Raw genomic sequence first — 18,921 nt, 5'->3', positions numbered from 1 at the left:
CTTGCGGCCATTCGAACGCGTGACTGACAGGATTCCGACAGCCGCGGCGGGGGCGGGGCCGGGGTGGGCCTGTCCCGCCGCGCAGGTCAGGAAGCCGGGTCGACCTCGCGCAGCAGGCCGGTCTTCACGTCGAACACGAATCCGCGCACGTCGTCGGTGTGCGGCACGAACGGCGAGGTGCGCACGCGCTGCATCGACTGCCGCACGTCCTGGTCCACGTCCCGGAAGGATTCCACGGCCCACGCCGGACGCTGCCCGACCTCGGCCTCCAGCTCGTTGCGGAAGTCCTCGGTGAGGCTCTCCAGGCCGCAGCCGGTGTGGTGGATGAGTACCACGCTGCGGGTGCCCAGCTTGCGCTGGCTGATGGTGAGGGAGCGGATCACGTCGTCGGTGACGACGCCGCCCGCGTTGCGGATCGTGTGGCAGTCGCCGAGCTCGAGCCCGAGCGCCGCGTGCAGGTCGAGGCGGGCGTCCATGCAGGCCACGACGGCGACGTGCAGCACGGGCCGGGCGTCCATCCCCGGGTCGGTGAAGGCCTCGGCGTACCGGGCGTTCGCCTCTACGAGACGGTCGGTGACCGTGTTGCCGGCCTTGGCGCTTTCCGAACCCGTGGGTACCGATGCAGAAGTCGTCATAGCCATGACGTTACTGGTCACACCCCGTCCCGGCCTCCTGTGGAAGTGCACAAAGAATGCCGCCGAGCAGGACATGTGAGGTAACCCACACGGGTGGGGTCCCGGCCCCCGCGCGAACGGCGGCGACGCGCAGGCCGGTTGATTGACCGGGCGACACCGTGGACTAAAGTGACGCGAAGCGGGAGGCGAGACTCTCCCCGCTGGACTGATTACTTCGGAGACCCCGGCGACGATCCGGAGATCTCCCCGCGTGCGCGGCGCGTACGTACGGCTCGGCCTCCTCCCGCTCCCGGTCGGCTGACGCTTCCGGCGCCGGCGGGCCTCATGTCCTCGAGCGGGCGGTGACCCGGCGGTGCGTACGGCCGTGCCGGATCTGAGAGGGCCCCTTGAGCGACAGTCGACACGTCCCGGTGATGCTCCAGCGGTGCCTGGATCTGCTGGCACCCGCCCTGGAGGGCCCGGACGCCGTGGTCGTCGACTGCACCCTCGGCCTCGGCGGCCACAGCGAGGCGCTGCTCGCGCGATTCCCCGAGACCCGGCTCGTCGCCCTCGACCGCGACAAGGAGGCCCTGCGCCTGTCCGGCGAGCGCCTCGCCCCCTACGGCGAGCGCGCCACCCTCGTCCACGCCGTCTACGACGAGCTCCCCGAGGTGCTCGACCGGCTCGGCATCGGGCGGGTGCAGGGCGTCCTGTTCGACCTGGGCGTGTCCTCCATGCAGCTCGACGAGGCCGACCGGGGTTTCGCCTACGCCCAGGACGCCCCCCTCGACATGCGCATGGACCAGACGACCGGCGTCAGTGCCGCCGAGGTCCTCAACACCTACCCGCCGGGCGAACTCGTGCGCATCCTGCGGGCCTACGGCGAGGAGAAGCAGGCCAAGCGGATCGTGAGCGCGATCGTGCGGGAGCGGGACAAGGAGCCGTTCAGTAACAGCGCGCGGCTGGTCGAGCTGATCCGCGACGCCCTGCCGCAGGCCGCCAAGCGCACCGGCGGAAACCCGGCCAAACGCACCTTCCAGGCCCTGCGCATCGAGGTCAACGGCGAGCTCTCCGTCCTGGAACGCGCGATCCCCGCCGCCGTGAAGGCGCTCGACGTGGGCGGGCGGATCGCCGTGCTGTCGTACCACTCGCTGGAGGACCGGCTGGTCAAGCAGGTCTTCGCGGCAGGTGCGGCCACCACCGCGCCACCGGGGCTGCCCGTCGTCCCCGAGCGCTACCAGCCGCGGCTCAAGCTGCTCACCCGCGGTGCCGAACTCCCCACGGAGGAGGAGATCGCCGAGAACCGGCGGGCGGCACCGGCGCGACTGCGCGGGGCCCAGCGCATCAGGGAGGACGTCGAGTGAGGCGTGTGCAGGCCGGACCGAGGGAGCGTGCGTGAGCGGCAAACCCGAACTGAAGGGGAGGGCGGCCCGGCTCGCGCGGCTCCTTCCGACCGGTCCCGGGCAGGCGGCCCGCGCACCGTTCGTCCTGCTCGTCGTCCTCCTCCTCGGCGGCGGTCTCATCTGCCTCCTGGTGCTGAACTCGGCCCTCAGCGAGGGCGCGTTCAAACTCGACGACCTCCGCAGCGGGACCAAGAACCTCACCGACGAGGAGCAGGCCCTCCAGCGGGACATCGACGCCTACTCCGCCCCCGACGCCCTGCAGCGCCGCGCCCGCGAGCTCGGCATGGTGCCCGGCGGCGACCCCGTCTTCCTCGACCCCGACGGCACCGTCAAGGGCGTCCCCAGCGCCGCTCCCGGCGCCCGGCGGCCCGCCGCGCACACCCCTCTGGTCCTCGCCCCCGAGGCCATGACCGACGGCCTCGCCCCGACCCCAGGCAGGTGACGGAAGTGTCCGACAGGCAACCGCCGCGCCGCCGCGTGCCCGGCCCCGCACGGCCCGCCCGCCCCGACGCCCGGCGCCGTCCGGCCCCCGGGGCCCGCCCGGCCCGGCCCCGGCCGGGACAGGGGCGCCCAGCGCCGTCCAAGCCGCTGCGGCTGGGCAGCCCCCGGCCCCGCCTGCGGCTGGTGGGACTCGCGCTGACCCTGGTCCTGGCCGCCTTCGTCGTACGGCTCTTCCAGGTGCAGGCCGTCGACGCGAGCACGTACGCGGCCAAGGCCGAGCAGAACCGGTACGTCGGGCAGGTGCTGGCCGCGGACCGGGGCGAGATCACCGACCGGTCCGGTGTGGCCCTCGCGACCAGCGAGGACGCCTACGACATCACCGCCGACCCCACGATGTTCGCCCCCGGCATGCTGAAGATCGCCGACGGGCCCGAGCAGGCGGCGGCACTCCTCGCCCCGATCCTGGGCCAGGAGCAGGCGGACCTGGTGAAGAAGCTGCGTCCGAAGAACACCGCCCTGCGCTACGTCAAGCTGGCCTCGCGCCAGACCCCGCAGGTCTGGAAGCAGATCAAGGACCTCAAGTCCGCACTCGCCGAGAAGGCCGAGACGGACAAGTCCACCCCCAACGTCCTGTCCGGCGTCTTCTCCGTCGCCACCAGCAAGCGCGTGTATCCCGGCGGGGACCTCGCCGCCGGGATACTGGGCTGGGTCAACGGCGAGGGCAAGCCGGGCGGCGGCATCGAACTGCAGCTGGACAAGAAGCTCGCCGGCAAGGACGGCAAGATCCGCTACGCCCAGTCCGGGGGGCGTCTCGTGCCCACCGCGGGCTCCACCGAGACACCCGCCGTGCCCGGCAGCGACGTCGAGCTCACCATCGACCGCGACATCCAGTGGGCCGCCCAGAACGCCATCAGCGAGCAGGTGAAGGAATCCGCGGCCGACCGCGGCTACGTCATCGTCCAGGACACCCGCACCGGGCAGGTCCTGGCCATGGCCAACTCGCCCGGCTTCGACCCGAACGACCTGTCCGACGCCGACCCTGCCGCCCTGGGCAACGCCGCCGTCCAGGACGCCTTCGAGCCCGGCTCCACGGCCAAGGTCATGTCGATGGCCGCCGTCCTCCAGCAGAACGTCGCCACACCCGGGACCCATGTGGTCGTGCCCAACCGGCTGCACCGCGGCGACCGGCTCTTCAAGGACGACATCGACCACCCGACCTGGTACCTCACGCTCAACGGCGTCCTCGCCAAGTCCAGCAACATCGGCACCATCCTCGCCACGGGACAGCTCGGCAAGACCCAGGCCCAGGCCAACAAGGTCCTCTACGACTACCTGCGCAAGTTCGGCCTCGGCGGCTACACCGGGCTCGGCTTCCCCGGCGAGACCAAGGGCATCCTCGCCCCGCCCGACAAGTGGTCGACCTCGCAGCAGTACACGATCCCTTTCGGCCAGGGCGTCTCCATCAACGCCATGCAGGCGGCCTCCGTGTACTCGACCATCGCCAACGGCGGCGTGCGCATCCAGCCCACCCTCGTACGCGGCACCAGGGGCCCCGACGGCCAGTTCACGCCCGCCCCGAAACCCCAGCAGAACCGGGTCGTCAGCGAGAAGACGGCGAAGACCCTCGCCCAGATGCTGGAGTCCGTCGTGGACGACGAGGAGGGCACCGGCACCAAGGCGCGCATCCCCGGCTACCGCGTGGCGGGCAAGACGGGTACCGCCAACCGCGTGGATCCGGCCACCGGCAAGTACCACGGCTACACCTCCTCGTTCGCCGGGTTCGCACCCGCCGACAAGCCGCGCGTCACCGTCTACTGCGCCATCCAGAACGCCACCCGGGGCAGTTACTTCGGCGGGCAGATCTGCGGACCCGTCTACAAGAAGGTCATGGAGTTCGCACTGAAGTCCCTCCAGGTCCCGCCGACCGGCGCCAAGGCCGCGAAACTGCCCGTCTCCTTCCAGCAGTGATCAGGGCCGACCCGCCCTGATCAGCACTCAGCCCCACCGAGCCACCAGGACCGCCTCCGTGACGACGATCACTCCCGACCCCGGCAACCAGAGCAGCACCGGCCCCTCACTTCGCCCGGAGGCGGGTACGCCCGGTACGCTCACCGCCGTGCCACACGCTGATCAGTCCCAAACCACCCAGAAGGGCCATCCCGTGACATACCCCGGGCCGCCCAGGCCGGTTCAGGTCTCCGCCACACCCCTCGCGGAACTCGCCGGTCAGCTGGGTGCTCCCACGCCGGAGAGCACCGCCGAGGTCACGGGCATCACCCACGACTCGCGAGCCGTGCGCCCCGGCGACCTGTACGCCGCCCTCCCGGGGGCCCGGGTGCACGGCGCCGACTTCGTCAACCAGGCCGCGGGCCTCGGTGCCGCCGCCGTGCTGACCGACCCGACGGGCGCCGAACGCGCCGCCGCGTCCGGTCTGCCGGTCCTGGTCGTCGACGAACCGCGCGCGCAGATGGGCGAGCTGGCCGCCACGATCTACGGCCACCCCGGCCGGGACCTGCTCCAGATCGGCATCACCGGCACCTCGGGCAAGACCACCACCGCCTACCTCGTCGAAGGCGGCCTGAAGACGGTCCGGTCCACCGGCCTGATCGGCACGGTCGAGATGCGCATCGGCGACGAGCGCATCAAGTCCGAGCGCACCACCCCCGAAGCCACCGACCTCCAGGCCCTGTTCGCCGTCATGCGCGAACGCGGTGTGGACGCGGTCGCCATGGAGGTCTCCAGCCACGCCCTGGTCCTCGGCCGGGTCGACGGCTGCGTCTTCGACATCGGCGTCTTCACCAACCTCAGCCCGGAACACATGGAGTTCCACTCGGGCATGGAGGACTACTTCCAGGCCAAGGCGCAGCTGTTCACGCCGGAGCGCGGCAAACTCGGCGTGGTCAACGTCGACGACGAGTACGGCCGGCGCCTGGCGAACGAGGCCACCGTCCCGGTCGTCACCTACTCCGCCGAAGGGCACCCCGACGCCGACTGGCGCGCCGAGGACGTCGAGGTCGGCCGGCTGGACTCGACGTTCACCGTCATCGGCCCCAAGGGTGAGCGGATCGCCGCCAAGTCTCCGCTGCCGGGCCCGTTCAACGTGGCCAACACCCTCGCCGCGATCGTCGCCCTCGCCGTGGCCGGCCTCGACCCGCAGGCCGCCGCCGACGGCGTCGCCGCCGTCCCGGGCGTCCCGGGCCGCCTGGAGCGCGTGGACGCCGGGCAGCCCTACCTCGCGGTCGTCGACTACGCCCACAAGACCGACGCCGTCGAGTCCGTGCTGCGCGCCCTGCGCAAGGTCACCGAGGGCAGGCTGCACATCGTCCTCGGCTGCGGCGGCGACCGGGACAAGACCAAGCGCGAGCCCATGGGGGCAGCCGCGGCACGGCTCGCCGACACCGCCGTACTGACCTCCGACAACCCCCGTGGCGAGGACCCCCTCGCGATTCTCGCCACGATGCTCCAGGGCGCGGCGTCCGTGCCCGCGCACGAGCGCGGCGAGGTGCAGGTCTTCGAGGACCGGGCCGCGGCGATCGCCGCCGCCGTGGCCCGCGCCGAGCCCGGCGACACCGTGCTGGTCGCCGGCAAGGGCCACGAGCAGGGCCAGGACATCGCCGGGGTGGTCCGTCCCTTCGACGACCGCCAGGTGCTCCGCGAAGCCATCCAGAAGACCCAGGGATGAAAATCCAGAAGACCCAGGGGATGAACTTGTGATCGCCCTCTCCCTCGCCGAGATCGCAGAAGTCGTCGGCGGGCAGACGCACGACATACCGGATCCGTCCGTCCAGGTCACCGGCCCGGTGGTCCGGGACTCCCGAGAGGCGGGACCGGGCAGCCTGTTCGTGGCCTTCGCCGGGGAACGCGTGGACGGCCACGACTTCGCGGCGGCGGTCGTCGAGGCGGGAGCGGTGGCCGTGCTCGGCACCCGGCCCGTCGGCGCCCCCGCGATCGTCGTGGACGACGTCCAGAACGCCCTCGGGGCCCTCGCGCGACACGTCGTACGGCGTCTGGGCGCGACCCTCGTCGCCCTCACCGGCTCGGCGGGCAAGACCAGCACCAAGGACCTCATCGCGCAGGTGCTGCAGCGCAAGGCGCCGACGGTCTTCACGCCCGGCTCGCTCAACAACGAGATCGGGCTGCCGCTGACCGCGCTCAGCGCCACCGAGGAGACGCGGTTCCTCGTCCTGGAGATGGGTGCCCGCGGCATCGGGCACATCCGCTACCTCACCGGCCTGACGCCCCCGAGGATCGGTCTGGTCCTCAACGTCGGCAGCGCCCACATCGGCGAGTTCGGCGGCCGTGAGCAGATCGCGCAGGCCAAGGGCGAACTCGTCGAGGCCCTGCCCTCCGAGGCCGAGGGCGGCACCGCCATCCTCAACGCGGACGACCCCTACGTACGGGCCATGGCCTCCCGTACGAAGGCGAAGGTGGTCTATTTCGGAGAGTCCGGCGAAGCGGACGTTCGCGCCGAGAACGTGCGACTCACGGACACCGGACAGCCTTCGTTCAGGCTTCACACACCCTCCGGTGCAAGTGATGTGACCATGCGCCTGTACGGTGAGCACCACGTGTCGAACGCGCTCGCCGCGGCCGCCGTCGCCCACGAGTTGGGCATGTCCGCTGACGAGATCGCCGTCGCGCTCTCCGAGGCGGGCTCCCTCTCCCGCTGGCGGATGGAGGTCACCGAGCGCCCGGACGGCGTGACGGTCGTCAACGACGCCTACAACGCGAACCCCGAGTCGATGAAGGCCGCGCTGCGCGCGCTCGTGGCCATCGGAAAGGGGCGTCGTACGTGGGCGGTGCTCGGCAAGATGGCCGAGCTCGGGGACGAGGCTCTCGCCGAGCACGACGCGGTCGGACGGCTCGCCGTCCGGCTCAACGTCAGCAAGCTCGTCGCGGTCGGTGGCAGGGAAGCCGCCTGGCTGCAACTGGGCGCATATAACGAGGGTTCGTGGGGTGAGGAGTCGGTGCACGTGTCCGACGCACAGGCGGCGGTCGACCTGTTGCGCAGCGAGCTGCGCCCGGGGGACGTCGTGCTCGTGAAGGCGTCCCGTTCGGTCGGTCTGGAGAGCGTGGCGCAGGCGCTCCTCGAGTCCGGTGCCGAGGGTGAGGTTTCCGCCCGATGATGAAGCAGATCCTGTTCGCAGGAGTCATTGGCCTCTTCCTGACCCTGGTCGGGACCCCGCTGCTGATCAAGCTGCTCGCCCGCAAGGGCTACGGCCAGTACATCCGCGACGACGGCCCGCGCGAGCACGCCAGCAAGCGCGGTACGCCGACCATGGGCGGTATCGCCTTCATCCTGGCCACGGTCGCCGCGTACTTCCTGGCCAAGGTGATCACGGGCTACCTGGACCCGGACGTCGACGCGGCGCCGACCTTCTCGGGCCTGCTGGTGCTCGGCCTGATGGTCGGCATGGGCCTGGTCGGCTTCCTCGACGACTACATCAAGATCGTCAAGCGGCGTTCGCTCGGTCTGCGCGCCAAGGCGAAGATGGCCGGCCAGCTGATCGTCGGCATCAGCTTCGCGGTGCTGTCGCTGCAGTTCGCGGACAACCGCGGCAACACCCCGGCCTCCACGAAGCTGTCGTTCATCACGGACTTCGGCTGGACGATCGGCCCTGTGCTGTTCGTGGTCTGGGCGCTGTTCATGATCCTCGCCATGTCGAACGGCGTGAACCTGACCGACGGTCTGGACGGTCTGGCCACCGGCGCCTCGGTGCTCGTCTTCGGCGCCTACACCTTCATCGGTGTCTGGCAGTTCCAGGAGTCCTGCGCCAACTCCCAGACCCTGACCAACCCCGGCGCGTGTTACGAGGTGCGTGACCCGCTCGACCTCGCGGTCGTGGCCTCCGCGCTGATGGGCGCCTGCCTCGGCTTCCTGTGGTGGAACACCTCGCCGGCCAAGATCTTCATGGGCGACACCGGTTCGCTCGCGCTCGGCGGTGTGCTCGCCGGCCTCGCGATCTGCTCGCGCACCGAGCTGCTGATGGCCATCCTGGGCGGCCTCTTCGTCCTCATCACCATGTCCGTGGTGATCCAGGTCGGTTCGTTCCGCCTCACCGGGAAGCGCGTCTTCCGGATGGCGCCACTCCAGCACCACTTCGAACTCAAGGGCTGGTCCGAAGTGCTCGTCGTGGTCCGCTTCTGGATCATCCAGGGCATTTGTGTCATCGTCGGACTCGGCCTCTTCTACGCAGGATGGGCAGCGGACAAGTGACCACCTCGGAGCCCTTCGACTTCCAGGGCAAGCACGTCACCGTGGCCGGACTCGGCGTCTCCGGCGTCCCGGCGGCCAAGGTGCTGCACGGCCTCGGCGCGATCGTCACGGTCGTCAACGACGGCGATGACGAGCGCGCGCGTGCGCAGGCGGCCGACCTGGAGGCGCTCGGCGTCACCGTGCGTCTCGGTGACGGCGCGACGCTGCCGGAGGGCACCGACCTGATCGTCACCGCGCCCGGCTGGCAGCCGGACAAGCCGCTGTTCGCGGCGGCGCGCCAGGCGGGCGTCCCGGTCTGGGGCGACGTCGAACTGGCCTGGCGCCTGCGCGGCCCCGACGCCGCCGACTGGCTCGCCGTCACCGGCACCAACGGCAAGACCACCACCGTCCAGATGCTGGCGTCGATCCTGAAGGCGGCGGGCCTGCGCACCGCGGCCGTCGGCAACATCGGCGTCTCCCTGCTGGACGCGGTGCTCGGCGAGGAGAAGTACGACGTCCTGGCCGTGGAGCTGTCCAGCTACCAGCTGCACTGGGCGCCCTCCCTGCGCGCCCACTCGGCCGCCGTGCTGAACCTGGCCCCCGACCACCTGGACTGGCACGGCTCCATGGAGGCGTACGCAGCCGACAAGGGCCGCATCTACGAGGGCAACCGTGTCGCCTGCGTCTACAACGTGGCCGACAAGGCGACCGAGGACCTGGTCCGCGAGGCCGACGTCGAGGAGGGCTGCCGCGCCGTCGGCTTCACCCTCGGCACCCCGGCGCCCTCCCAACTGGGTGTGGTGGAGGGCCTCCTGGTCGACCGTGCCTTCGTCGAGAACCGGCAGAAGAACGCCCAGGAGCTCGCCGAGGTCGCCGACGTGAATCCGCCGGCCCCGCACAACATCGCCAACGCCCTCGCGGCCGCGGCCCTCGCCCGCGCCTACGGCGTGCCCGCCAAGGCCGTACGGAACGGTCTGCGGGCGTTCACCCCGGACGCGCACCGCATCGCCCACGTCGCGGACGTGGACGGGGTCGCGTACATCGACGACTCCAAGGCCACCAACACGCATGCGGCGGAAGCCTCGTTGGCGGCCTACGACCCGATCGTGTGGATCGCGGGCGGGCTCGCCAAGGGCGCGACCTTCGACGAGCTGGTCGCCAAGTCGGCCAAGCGGCTGCGGGCCGCCGTGCTGATCGGCGCGGACCGCGCCCTCATCCGGGAAGCCCTGGCGCGACACGCCCCGGAGGTACCCGTCGTCGACCTCGACCGGACCGACACTGGGGCGATGCGCGCGGCGGTCCAGGAGGCGCGGAGACTCGCGTCGCCGGGCGACACGGTGCTGCTGGCTCCGGCCTGTGCCTCCATGGACATGTTCGCCAACTACAACAAGCGCGGGGACGCCTTCGCGGACGCCGTCCGTGAGCTCGGCTCCGCCGACGGCTGACCCGGGTCCGCCTCGCCCGGCGGCGGCGCCGGGCGTACCTGGGAGGGACGCGTGACACGGATGTGGCTGGTGCCCGAGCGGCCTGGGGGCGTGCACCTCGCACCGTCCCCCTCCGGCACGGGAGGGTGAGCGGCGATGCCCACCAGCCGCACCGGACGGCCTCCGGCCTCCCGCGCCCCCAAACGCCCCGTCGCGCCACGGCTCGCGCGTGAGAGCAGCGTCCTGAGCCTCTACACCCGTGTCCGCAGGGGCTGGGACCGGCCGCTGACCGCCTACTACCTGATCCTCGGCGGCAGTCTGCTGATCACCGTGCTGGGACTGGTCATGGTCTACTCGGCCTCCCAGATCACCGCACTGCAGATGTCGCTGCCGGGTTCGTACTTCTTCCGCAAACAGCTGCTCGCGGCGGGCCTCGGCACCGGTCTGCTGTTCGCGGCATCGCGGATGCCGGTGAGACTCCACCGGGCCCTCGCCTATCCCATCCTCGCGGGCGCCGTCTTCCTCATGGCCCTGGTGCAGGTCCCCGGGATAGGGGTGTCGGTCAACGGCAACCAGAACTGGATCTCCCTCGGCGGTTCCTTCCAGATCCAGCCCAGCGAGTTCGGCAAGCTCGCCCTCGTGCTGTGGGGCGCCGACCTGCTCGCCCGCAAGCAGGACAAGAGGCTGCTGAACCAGTGGAAGCACATGCTCGTGCCGCTGGTCCCCGCCGCCTTCATGCTGCTCGGCCTGATCATGATCGGCGGCGACATGGGCACCGCCATCATCCTCACGGCCATCCTGTTCGGTCTGCTCTGGCTGGCCGGAGCCCCTACGCGGCTGTTCGCCGGGGTGCTGTCGATCGCCGCCGTGCTCGGCCTGATCCTCATCAAGACCAGCGCCAACCGCATGGCCCGTCTGCAGTGCCTGGGCGCCACCGAACCCCAGTCTGGACCCGTCGACTGCTGGCAGGCCGTGCACGGGATCTACGCCCTCGCGTCGGGCGGAATCTTCGGTTCCGGGCTGGGTGCGAGTGTGGAGAAATGGGGCCAACTCCCCGAAGCCCACACCGACTTCATCTTCGCCGTCACCGGTGAGGAACTGGGCCTTGCGGGGACGCTGTCGGTACTCGCCCTCTTCGCGGCTCTAGGCTATGCGGGTATCCGCGTGGCCGGACGCACGGAGGATCCCTTCGTGAGGTATGCCGCGGGAGGCGTGACCACCTGGATCACGGCCCAGGCCGTGATCAACATCGGTGCGGTGCTCGGTCTGCTGCCGATCGCCGGCGTCCCCCTCCCGCTGTTCTCCTACGGAGGATCCGCCCTGCTGCCGACCATGTTCGCCATCGGGCTGCTGATCGCCTTCGCGCGTCAGGACCCCGCTGCGCGGATGGCGCTTGCGATGCGGCAACCCCGCTTTGGTAGAAAACGGGGGGCGGGGGGCACCGGTTCCGGTCGGAGTCCCCGGAGATGGAACACGATGCGACGGCGTGCCTCGGCGGCGCGCTCGTCCGGAGAGCGGTGAATTTCGGTGCATGTCGTACTCGCCGGCGGAGGAACCGCGGGCCACATCGAGCCCGCGCTCGCCCTCGCGGATGCCCTGCGCAGGCAGGACCCGAGCGTGGGCATCACGGCCCTGGGCACGGAGCGCGGCCTCGAGACCCGTCTCGTACCCGAGCGCGGGTACGAACTCGCGCTGATCCCCGCTGTTCCGCTGCCCCGCAAGCCCACCCCGGAGCTGATCACGGTCCCCGGCCGGCTGCGCGGCACCATCAAGGCGACCGAGCAGATCCTGGAGCGCACCAGGGCGGACGCCGTGGTCGGCTTCGGCGGCTACGTCGCGCTGCCCGGCTACCTCGCGGCCAAGCGTCTGGGCGTGCCGATCGTGATCCACGAGGCCAACGCCCGCCCGGGCCTGGCCAACAAGATCGGCTCGCGGTACGCCAGCCAGGTCGCCGTCTCCACGCCCGACAGCAAGCTGCGGGGCGCCCGCTACATCGGCATCCCGCTGCGCCGCTCCATCGCCACCCTGGACCGGGCCGCCGTACGCCCCGAGGCCCGGGCCGCGTTCGGGCTCGACCCGAACCTGCCCACGCTGCTGGTCACCGGCGGCTCGCAGGGCGCCCGCCGCCTGAACGAGGTCGTCCAGCAGGTCGCGCCCTGGCTCCAGCAGGCCGGGATCCAGATCCTGCACGCGGTCGGCCCGAAGAACGAACTGCCGCAGGTCCAGCAGATGCCGGGGATGCCCCCCTATGTCCCGGTAAGTTACCTGGACCGGATGGACCTCGCGTACGCCGCGGCCGACATGATGCTCTGCCGCGCGGGCGCGATGACCGTCGCCGAACTCTCCGCCGTCGGGCTTCCGGCCGCCTACGTCCCGCTGCCCATCGGCAACGGCGAACAGCGGCTCAATGCCCAGCCGGTGGTCAAGGCCGGCGGCGGACTGCTGGTCGACGACGCGGAACTGACGCCCGAGTGGGTCCAGCGACACGTCCTGCCCGTGCTCGCCGACCCGCACCGGCTGTACCAGATGTCCCGCGCCGCCGCCGAGTTCGGCCGCCGGGACGCCGACGACCTGCTCGTCGGCATGGTGTACGAGGCGATCGCCGCCAACCGTGCACACCGATAGGACTGTATGACGGAAGGCAGGGGAGCGTGGCCGGATCGACCACCGCCGAACGCGGTGAACCCAAGCAGAAGTCGTCCGGCCCGCCGCCCCGCCTGCGCTCGCGGCGCGCCCGGCTCCGCGCGATCGTCCTCCTGGGCCTCGTCCTGGTCTTCCTCGGCATTCCGACGGTCTGGCTGTTCTACGGCTCCGACTGGCTGCGCGCCGAGCGCGTCTCCGTCTCCGGTACCCGCGTCCTGACACCGGCTCAGGTCGAAGCGGCGGCAGAGGTTCCGTTCGGGAAGCCGCTGATTTCCGTCGACACCGATGCGATCGAGACGCGACTGCGCCGGAAATTGCCCCGAATTGACTCGGTTGACGTGGTCCGCTCCTGGCCCCATGGAATCGACCTGAAAGTGGTTGAGCGGACTCCGGTTCTGATTGTTCAAAAGGGCGGAAAGTTCGTCGAAGTGGACGACGAAGGTGTCCGCTTCGCCACGGTTTCCGAAGCCCCGAAAGGCGTCCCGGCGCTGGAATTGACGCTCGCCCGGTCCGGCTCCGCCGCCGCCAGCCTGCGCCGCTTCGGCGAGCCCCGGCTGGTGCGCGAGGCCGTCGCCGTCGCCCGCGCGCTTCCGGCCGCCGTCGCCCGTGAGACACAGACCGTCAAGGTCCGTTCCTACGACGCCATCTCGCTGGAGCTGAGGGGCGGCCGTACGGTCGTCTGGGGAAGCAGCGAGAAGGGTGCCGCGAAGGCCCGTACGCTCACCGCTCTGATGAAAGCATCGCCCGATGCGGGGTACTTCGACGTGAGCGTCCCCACCGCGCCCGCGTCATCAGCGAGTTGACGCACATCCGCGCAGGCCAGCACCCTGGTTGGGCAGTGCTACGGCTGATCACATAGGGTGAAAAGAAAAACGGGAGGTTCGGCGTGTTCGTTGAACGCGCGCCACTTGTCGACTTAGTGTCCTGTTCAGAAGACTCCAAGGAACGGACACACTGGTAACCCTAAACTTCAGGGTTAGGGTTCGGGTCGGCGATACGGACCGTCCCATTCGGCATCAGTCGTCGGGTCGCGGGGCGCAGGGCGTCACGCTGATCCGGCGACACGTAACTCGAGGCGAGAGGCCTTCGACGTGGCAGCACCGCAGAACTACCTCGCAGTCATCAAAGTCATCGGTGTCGGCGGCGGTGGTGTCAATGCCATCAACCGGATGATCGAGGTCGGTCTCAAGGGCGTCGAGTTCATCGCCATCAACACCGACGCGCAAGCTCTGTTGATGAGCGACGCCGACGTCAAGCTGGACGTCGGCCGTGAACTCACCCGCGGACTCGGCGCCGGAGCCAACCCGGCCGTGGGCCGCAAGGCCGCCGAGGACCACCGCGAGGAGATCGAGGAGGTCCTCAAGGGGGCCGACATGGTCTTCGTGACAGCCGGTGAAGGCGGCGGCACCGGCACCGGCGGCGCGCCCGTCGTGGCCAACATCGCCCGTTCGCTCGGCGCCCTCACCATCGGCGTGGTCACGCGCCCGTTCACCTTCGAGGGACGGCGCCGCGCGAACCAGGCCGAGGACGGCATCGCCGAACTCCGCGAAGAGGTCGACACCCTCATCGTCATCCCGAACGACCGGCTGCTGTCCATCTCGGACCGCCAGGTCTCGGTGCTGGACGCCTTCAAGTCGGCCGACCAGGTCCTGCTCTCCGGTGTCCAGGGCATCACCGACCTCATCACCACCCCGGGCCTCATCAACCTCGACTTCGCCGACGTCAAGTCGGTCATGTCCGAGGCGGGCTCGGCCCTCATGGGCATCGGCTCGGCCCGCGGCGACGACCGCGCCGTGGCGGCTGCCGAGATGGCGATCTCCTCGCCGCTGCTGGAGGCGTCCATCGACGGCGCCCGTGGCGTGCTGCTCTCCATCTCCGGTGGCTCCGACCTCGGTCTGTTCGAGATCAACGAGGCCGCCCAGCTGGTGAGCGAGGCGGCCCACCCCGAGGCCAACATCATCTTCGGCGCGGTGATCGACGACGCCCTCGGCGACGAGGTGCGGGTCACCGTGATCGCGGCCGGCTTCGACGGCGGCCAGCCGCCCGCCAAGCGGGACAACGTCCTCGGCTCGTCCTCGGCCAAGCGCGAGGAGCCGGCGCCGGTCCGGCAGGCCGAGAGCCGTCCGTCCTTCGGGTCGCTCGGCAGCGTGACCCCCAAGGAGGACCCGGAGCCCGCGCCCGAGCCGGTCAAGGACATCCCGGTCGCCCCGCCGGTCCCGCCGGCGCCGCGGACCTACTCGGACAGCGCGGCCGAGGAACTGGACGTACCGGACTTCCTCAAGTGATCCTTCAGTCGTGATAGGACAGCGCGAAAGCGCGAGCGGCGCGCACTTCGGCTTCACCGACCGGTGGGGCGGGGTGAGCGCCGCTCCGTATGAGGAGCTCAACCTCGGCGGAGCGGTCGGTGACGACCCCGACGCCGTACGCACCAACCGGGACCTGGCCGCCAAGTCCCTCGGCGTCGAGCCGGACCGGGTGGTCTGGATGAACCAGGTGCACGGGGCTGACGTGGCCGTCGTCGACGGGCCGTGGGGATCTTCGACCGCGATCCCGTCGGTCGACGCGGTCGTCACCACGCGCCGGGGGCTCGCCCTCGCCGTGCTCACCGCAGACTGCGTGCCGGTGCTGCTCGCCGACCCCGTCGCCGGGGTCGCCGCCGCGGCGCACGCGGGCCGGCCCGGCATGATCGCCGGAGTCGTCCCGGCCGCGCTACGCGCGATGACGGACCTGGGCGCCGATCCCTCCCGGATCGTCGCCCGCACCGGGCCCACCGTCTGCGGCCGGTGTTACGAAGTGCCCGAGGCGATGCGCGCCGAGGTGTCCGCCGTCGAGCCGGCGGCGTACGCCGAAACCAGTTGGGGCACGCCGGCGGTCGACGTGAGCGCCGGAGTGCACGCCCAGCTCGAACGGCTCGGAGTGCGTGACCGGGAGCAGTCGCCGGTGTGCACGCTGGAGTCGCGCGATCACTTCTCGTACCGCCGCGACCGCACCACTGGTCGGCTCGCGGGCTATGTGTGGCTGGACTGACAGGACATGACGGACCGTAAGGACGAACTCGCCACAAATCTGGCGAAGGTGGAACGGCGTATCGCCGACGCGTGCGCGGCCGCGGGGCGGGCACGTGAGGAGGTGACCCTGATCGTGGTCACCAAGACCTACCCCGCGAGCGACGTGCGGATCCTCGCGGAGCTCGGTGTGCGGCACGTCGCCGAGAACCGCGACCAGGACGCGGCCCCCAAGGCCGCGGCCTGCTCGGATCTGCCTCTCACCTGGCACTTCGTGGGTCAACTCCAGACCAACAAGGTGCGCTCCGTGGCCGGTTACGCGGATTTCGTGCAGTCCGTCGATCGTTCCAAGCTCGTCACGGCTCTGTCCAGGGAAGCCGTCCGGACCGGGCGCGAACTGGGATGCCTCCTCCAGGTCGCACTCGACGCCGGTGAGAGCGCCCGGGGCGAGCGAGGCGGCGTCGCGCCCGACGGGATCGGGGAGTTGGCCGGTCTCGTGGCCGGCGCGCCGGGGCTCCGGCTCGACGGACTGATGACCGTCGCGCCGCTCACCGGCGAGTACGCCGGGCGCGAACGGGCGGCCTTCGAGCGGCTGATGGTTTTGTCGACCGACCTGCGCCGGAGTCACCGGACTGCCACCATGGTGTCGGCAGGGATGAGTGCGGACCTCGAACAGGCTGTGGCGGCCGGAGCGACACATGTGCGCGTCGGCAGCGCGGTACTCGGAGTCCGCCCCAGGCTCGGGTAACGTCGCCAAGAAGTCGGACCACAGCAGAAAATATGGTCATTGCCGCCGATAGGCGGATTCAAGGACCACGTGGATCGCGGGCACTTGGCAGTCGTCAGCCGATCCACCACAGAGCGGAGGACTCAGAGCATGGCCGGCGCGATGCGCAAGATGGCGGTCTACCTCGGCCTCGTGGAGGACGATGGGTACGACGGCCGCGGATTCGACCCCGACGACGACTTCGAACCCGAACTGGACCCGGAGCCCGAGCGGGACCACCGACGGCACGAGCCGTCCCATCAGCCGCACGTCTCACATCAGCCCCAAAGGGACGAAGAGGTACGAGTCGTACAGCCGCCCGCGCCGCGCGAACCGGCCCCCCGCTCCGCTTCGCTCCCCGCGGAATCCAGCCGCCCGGCGCGCATCGCGCCCGTGGCGTCCATCACACAAGAACGCGCAAATCTGGAGAAGAACGCACCGGTGATCATGCCCAAGGTCGTGTCCGAACGAGAGCCTTACCGGATCACCACGCTTCACCCACGGACCTACAACGAGGCCCGTACCATCGGGGAACACTTCCGTGAAGGCACCCCGGTGATCATGAATCTGACTGAGATGGACGACACAGATGCGAAGCGACTTGTCGACTTTGCGGCAGGTTTGGTGTTTGGTCTTCACGGCAGTATCGAGCGGGTGACGCAGAAGGTGTTCCTGTTGTCGCCTGCTAACGTCGATGTCACGGCGGAGGACAAGGCCCGCATCGCAGAGGGCGGGTTCTTCAACCAGAGCTGAGACGCACCACCGGAACAGCAGTACCGAGCAGGGCACAGGGGAGAGGGACGCAAGAGGTCATGAGCGTGGTTTTCGATGTCGTCTACATCGCGCTGATGTGCTTCCTCATCGTGCTGATCTTCCGACTGGTCATGGACTATGTCTTCCAGTTCGCCCGCTCATGGCAACCCGGCAAGGCGATGGTGGTCGTTCTGGAGGCCACCTACACTGTCACCGATCCACCGCTCAAGCTTCTGCGGCGGGTCATTCCGCCGCTGCGTCTCGGGGGCGTGGCGCTAGACCTGTCCTTCTTCGTACTGATGATCATCGTCTACATCCTGATCTCGATCGTGAGCCGGCTGTGATGAGCGATGTGACCTACCGTCTTGCCGAATGCCGACGACTACGTTGAGGTGAAGAGATGCCGTTGACCCCCGAGGACGTGCGGAACAAGCAGTTCACGACCGTCCGCCTCCGAGAAGGCTATGACGAGGACGAGGTCGATGCCTTCCTCGACGAGGTCGAAGCCGAACTGACCCGCCTGCTCCGCGAGAACGAGGACCTGCGCGCCAAACTGGCCGCGGCCACGCGCGCTGCTGCGCAGAACCAGCAGAACATGCGCAAGCCTCCGGAGCCCCAGCAGGATCAGCAGCAACAGCAGCAGGGCATGCGCGGTCCCGGCGGTCCTGTCCCCGCCGGCATATCGGGCCCGCCGCAGCAGCAGATGGGTGGCCCCATGGGTGGTCCGCCCCAGCTGCCGAGCGGTGCCCCGCAGCTGCCCGCCGGTCCCGGCGGTCAGGGGGGACCCCAGGGTCCCGGTCCGATGGGCCAGGGCCCGGGTCCGATGGGCCAGCCCCCGATGCAGCAGCAGATGGGCGGCCCCATGGGCGGCCCCGGCCCGATGGGCGGTCCGATGGGCGGCCCCGGTCAGCAAGGCCCCGGTGGCGACAGCGCCGCCCGTGTCCTCTCGCTGGCCCAGCAGACCGCCGACCAGGCGATCGCCGAGGCGCGTTCCGAGGCCAACAAGATCGTCGGCGAGGCGCGTTCGCGTGCCGAGGGTCTGGAGCGTGACGCCCGTGCCAAGGCCGACGCCCTGGAGCGGGACGCGCAGGAGAAGCACCGCGTCGCGATGGGCTCCCTGGAGTCCGCCCGCGCCACGCTGGAGCGCAAGGTCGAGGACCTGCGCGGCTTCGAGCGCGAGTACCGCACGCGCCTGAAGTCGTACCTGGAGTCGCAGCTGCGTCAGCTGGAGACCCAGGCCGACGACTCGCTGGCCCCGCCGCGCACCCCGGCGACCGCGTCCCTCCCGCCGTCCCCGGCGCCTTCCATGGCTCCGGCCGGCGCGAGCGCCCCGTCCTACGGTGGTGGCAACCAGACGATGGGCGGTGCCCCGTCGCCGTCCGCTCCGTCCTACGGCGGCCAGCAGCAGATGTCGCCGGCGATGACCCAGCCGATGGCGCCGGTCCGTCCGCAGGGCCCGTCCCCGATGGGTCAGGCGCCCTCGCCGATGCGGGGCTTCCTGATCGACGAGGATGACAACTGACGGCCTGATGGCCAGTAGTACGGCATAGACGTCGGCAGCGTTCAGGGCGAGGCCCCGGGTTCCCACCCGGGGCCTCGCCCTTTTGTTCCGTGAGTCTCGCCCTTTTGCTCCGTGAGTTCGGCACCGCGCACCCGTGTTCGTGCGTACGCAACGC

At 70.4% G+C, this 18,921-nt stretch carries 17 protein-coding genes; 16 read left to right on the top strand and 1 reads right to left on the bottom strand.

Annotated features, from left to right (window positions below):
• Nucleotides 1-86 precede the first annotated feature (86 nt).
• Nucleotides 87-635, bottom strand: coding sequence for a beta-class carbonic anhydrase (locus ADK65_RS21175; protein WP_053671905.1), 549 nt, complete (start codon nt 633-635; stop codon nt 87-89).
• Nucleotides 636-1,021: 386 nt separating this feature from the next.
• On the opposite strand from ADK65_RS21175, the gene rsmH reads away from it, so the two are divergent.
• The 16 genes from rsmH to ADK65_RS21095 all read left to right on the top strand — a co-directional run bounded on the left by rsmH (nt 1,022) and on the right by ADK65_RS21095 (nt 18,767).
• Nucleotides 1,022-1,978: a 16S rRNA (cytosine(1402)-N(4))-methyltransferase RsmH gene (gene rsmH / locus ADK65_RS21170; RefSeq protein ID WP_078956076.1), complete on the top strand. Its 957-nt coding sequence runs from the start codon at nt 1,022-1,024 to the stop codon at nt 1,976-1,978.
• Between the two features lie 31 nt (nt 1,979-2,009).
• The gene (locus tag ADK65_RS21165; protein ID WP_053671903.1) at nt 2,010-2,459 is read left to right on the top strand and encodes a hypothetical protein; all 450 of its coding nucleotides are present in this window, start codon (nt 2,010-2,012) and stop codon (nt 2,457-2,459) included.
• A 5-nt stretch (nt 2,460-2,464) separates the two neighbouring features.
• Entirely contained in the window at nt 2,465-4,426 is a 1,962-nt protein-coding gene (locus tag ADK65_RS21160) for a penicillin-binding protein 2 (protein WP_324614292.1), read from the top strand.
• 193 nt (nt 4,427-4,619) lie between these two features.
• Nucleotides 4,620-6,140, top strand: coding sequence for a UDP-N-acetylmuramoyl-L-alanyl-D-glutamate--2,6-diaminopimelate ligase (locus ADK65_RS21155; protein WP_053672257.1), 1,521 nt, complete (start codon nt 4,620-4,622; stop codon nt 6,138-6,140).
• A 28-nt stretch (nt 6,141-6,168) separates the two neighbouring features.
• Nucleotides 6,169-7,584: a UDP-N-acetylmuramoyl-tripeptide--D-alanyl-D-alanine ligase gene (locus ADK65_RS21150; protein WP_053671901.1), complete on the top strand. Its 1,416-nt coding sequence runs from the start codon at nt 6,169-6,171 to the stop codon at nt 7,582-7,584.
• The gene (mraY, locus tag ADK65_RS21145) at nt 7,584-8,675 is read left to right on the top strand and encodes a phospho-N-acetylmuramoyl-pentapeptide-transferase (protein ID WP_053672256.1); all 1,092 of its coding nucleotides are present in this window, start codon (nt 7,584-7,586) and stop codon (nt 8,673-8,675) included. Before ADK65_RS21150 ends, mraY begins: the two co-directional genes overlap by 1 nt.
• A complete protein-coding gene (gene murD / locus ADK65_RS21140; RefSeq protein WP_199825675.1) occupies nt 8,657-10,099 on the top strand; it encodes a UDP-N-acetylmuramoyl-L-alanine--D-glutamate ligase in 1,443 nt (480 codons plus the stop codon). The genes mraY and murD overlap by 19 nt, the downstream gene beginning before the upstream one ends.
• Nucleotides 10,100-10,234: 135 nt before the next feature.
• The gene (ftsW, locus tag ADK65_RS21135) at nt 10,235-11,599 is read left to right on the top strand and encodes a putative lipid II flippase FtsW (protein WP_053671899.1); all 1,365 of its coding nucleotides are present in this window, start codon (nt 10,235-10,237) and stop codon (nt 11,597-11,599) included.
• Between the two features lie 6 nt (nt 11,600-11,605).
• Nucleotides 11,606-12,703 carry an undecaprenyldiphospho-muramoylpentapeptide beta-N-acetylglucosaminyltransferase gene (murG, locus tag ADK65_RS21130; RefSeq protein ID WP_053671898.1) on the top strand — a complete coding sequence of 366 codons (1,098 nt, stop codon included), beginning with the start codon at nt 11,606-11,608 and terminating at the stop codon, nt 12,701-12,703.
• Nucleotides 12,704-12,729: 26 nt separating this feature from the next.
• Nucleotides 12,730-13,524 (top strand): cell division protein FtsQ/DivIB, encoded by a 795-nt coding sequence (locus tag ADK65_RS21125; protein ID WP_053671897.1) that lies wholly within the window; start codon nt 12,730-12,732, stop codon nt 13,522-13,524.
• Nucleotides 13,525-13,812: 288 nt separating this feature from the next.
• Nucleotides 13,813-15,006 carry a cell division protein FtsZ gene (gene ftsZ / locus ADK65_RS21120; protein WP_030848227.1) on the top strand — a complete coding sequence of 398 codons (1,194 nt, stop codon included), beginning with the start codon at nt 13,813-13,815 and terminating at the stop codon, nt 15,004-15,006.
• 10 nt (nt 15,007-15,016) lie between these two features.
• Nucleotides 15,017-15,748, top strand: coding sequence for a peptidoglycan editing factor PgeF (gene pgeF / locus ADK65_RS21115; protein ID WP_053671896.1), 732 nt, complete (start codon nt 15,017-15,019; stop codon nt 15,746-15,748).
• A 6-nt stretch (nt 15,749-15,754) separates the two neighbouring features.
• Entirely contained in the window at nt 15,755-16,474 is a 720-nt protein-coding gene (locus tag ADK65_RS21110; RefSeq protein ID WP_053671895.1) for a YggS family pyridoxal phosphate-dependent enzyme, read from the top strand.
• Between the two features lie 129 nt (nt 16,475-16,603).
• Nucleotides 16,604-17,245, top strand: coding sequence for a cell division protein SepF (locus ADK65_RS21105; RefSeq protein WP_053671894.1), 642 nt, complete (start codon nt 16,604-16,606; stop codon nt 17,243-17,245).
• Between the two features lie 59 nt (nt 17,246-17,304).
• Nucleotides 17,305-17,589 (top strand): YggT family protein, encoded by a 285-nt coding sequence (locus ADK65_RS21100; protein WP_053671893.1) that lies wholly within the window; start codon nt 17,305-17,307, stop codon nt 17,587-17,589.
• A 56-nt stretch (nt 17,590-17,645) separates the two neighbouring features.
• On the top strand, nt 17,646-18,767 hold the full coding sequence (locus ADK65_RS21095; RefSeq protein WP_053671892.1) for a DivIVA domain-containing protein: 1,122 nt from the start codon (nt 17,646-17,648) through the stop codon (nt 18,765-18,767).
• Nucleotides 18,768-18,921: the final 154 nt, after the last annotated feature.

This window comes from Streptomyces sp. NRRL B-1140 (assembly GCF_001280065.1).
GTDB lineage: Bacteria > Actinomycetota > Actinomycetes > Streptomycetales > Streptomycetaceae > Streptomyces.
Note: the sequence above shows the minus strand (reverse complement) of the source record. Positions and strands in the feature narration are given on the sequence as shown.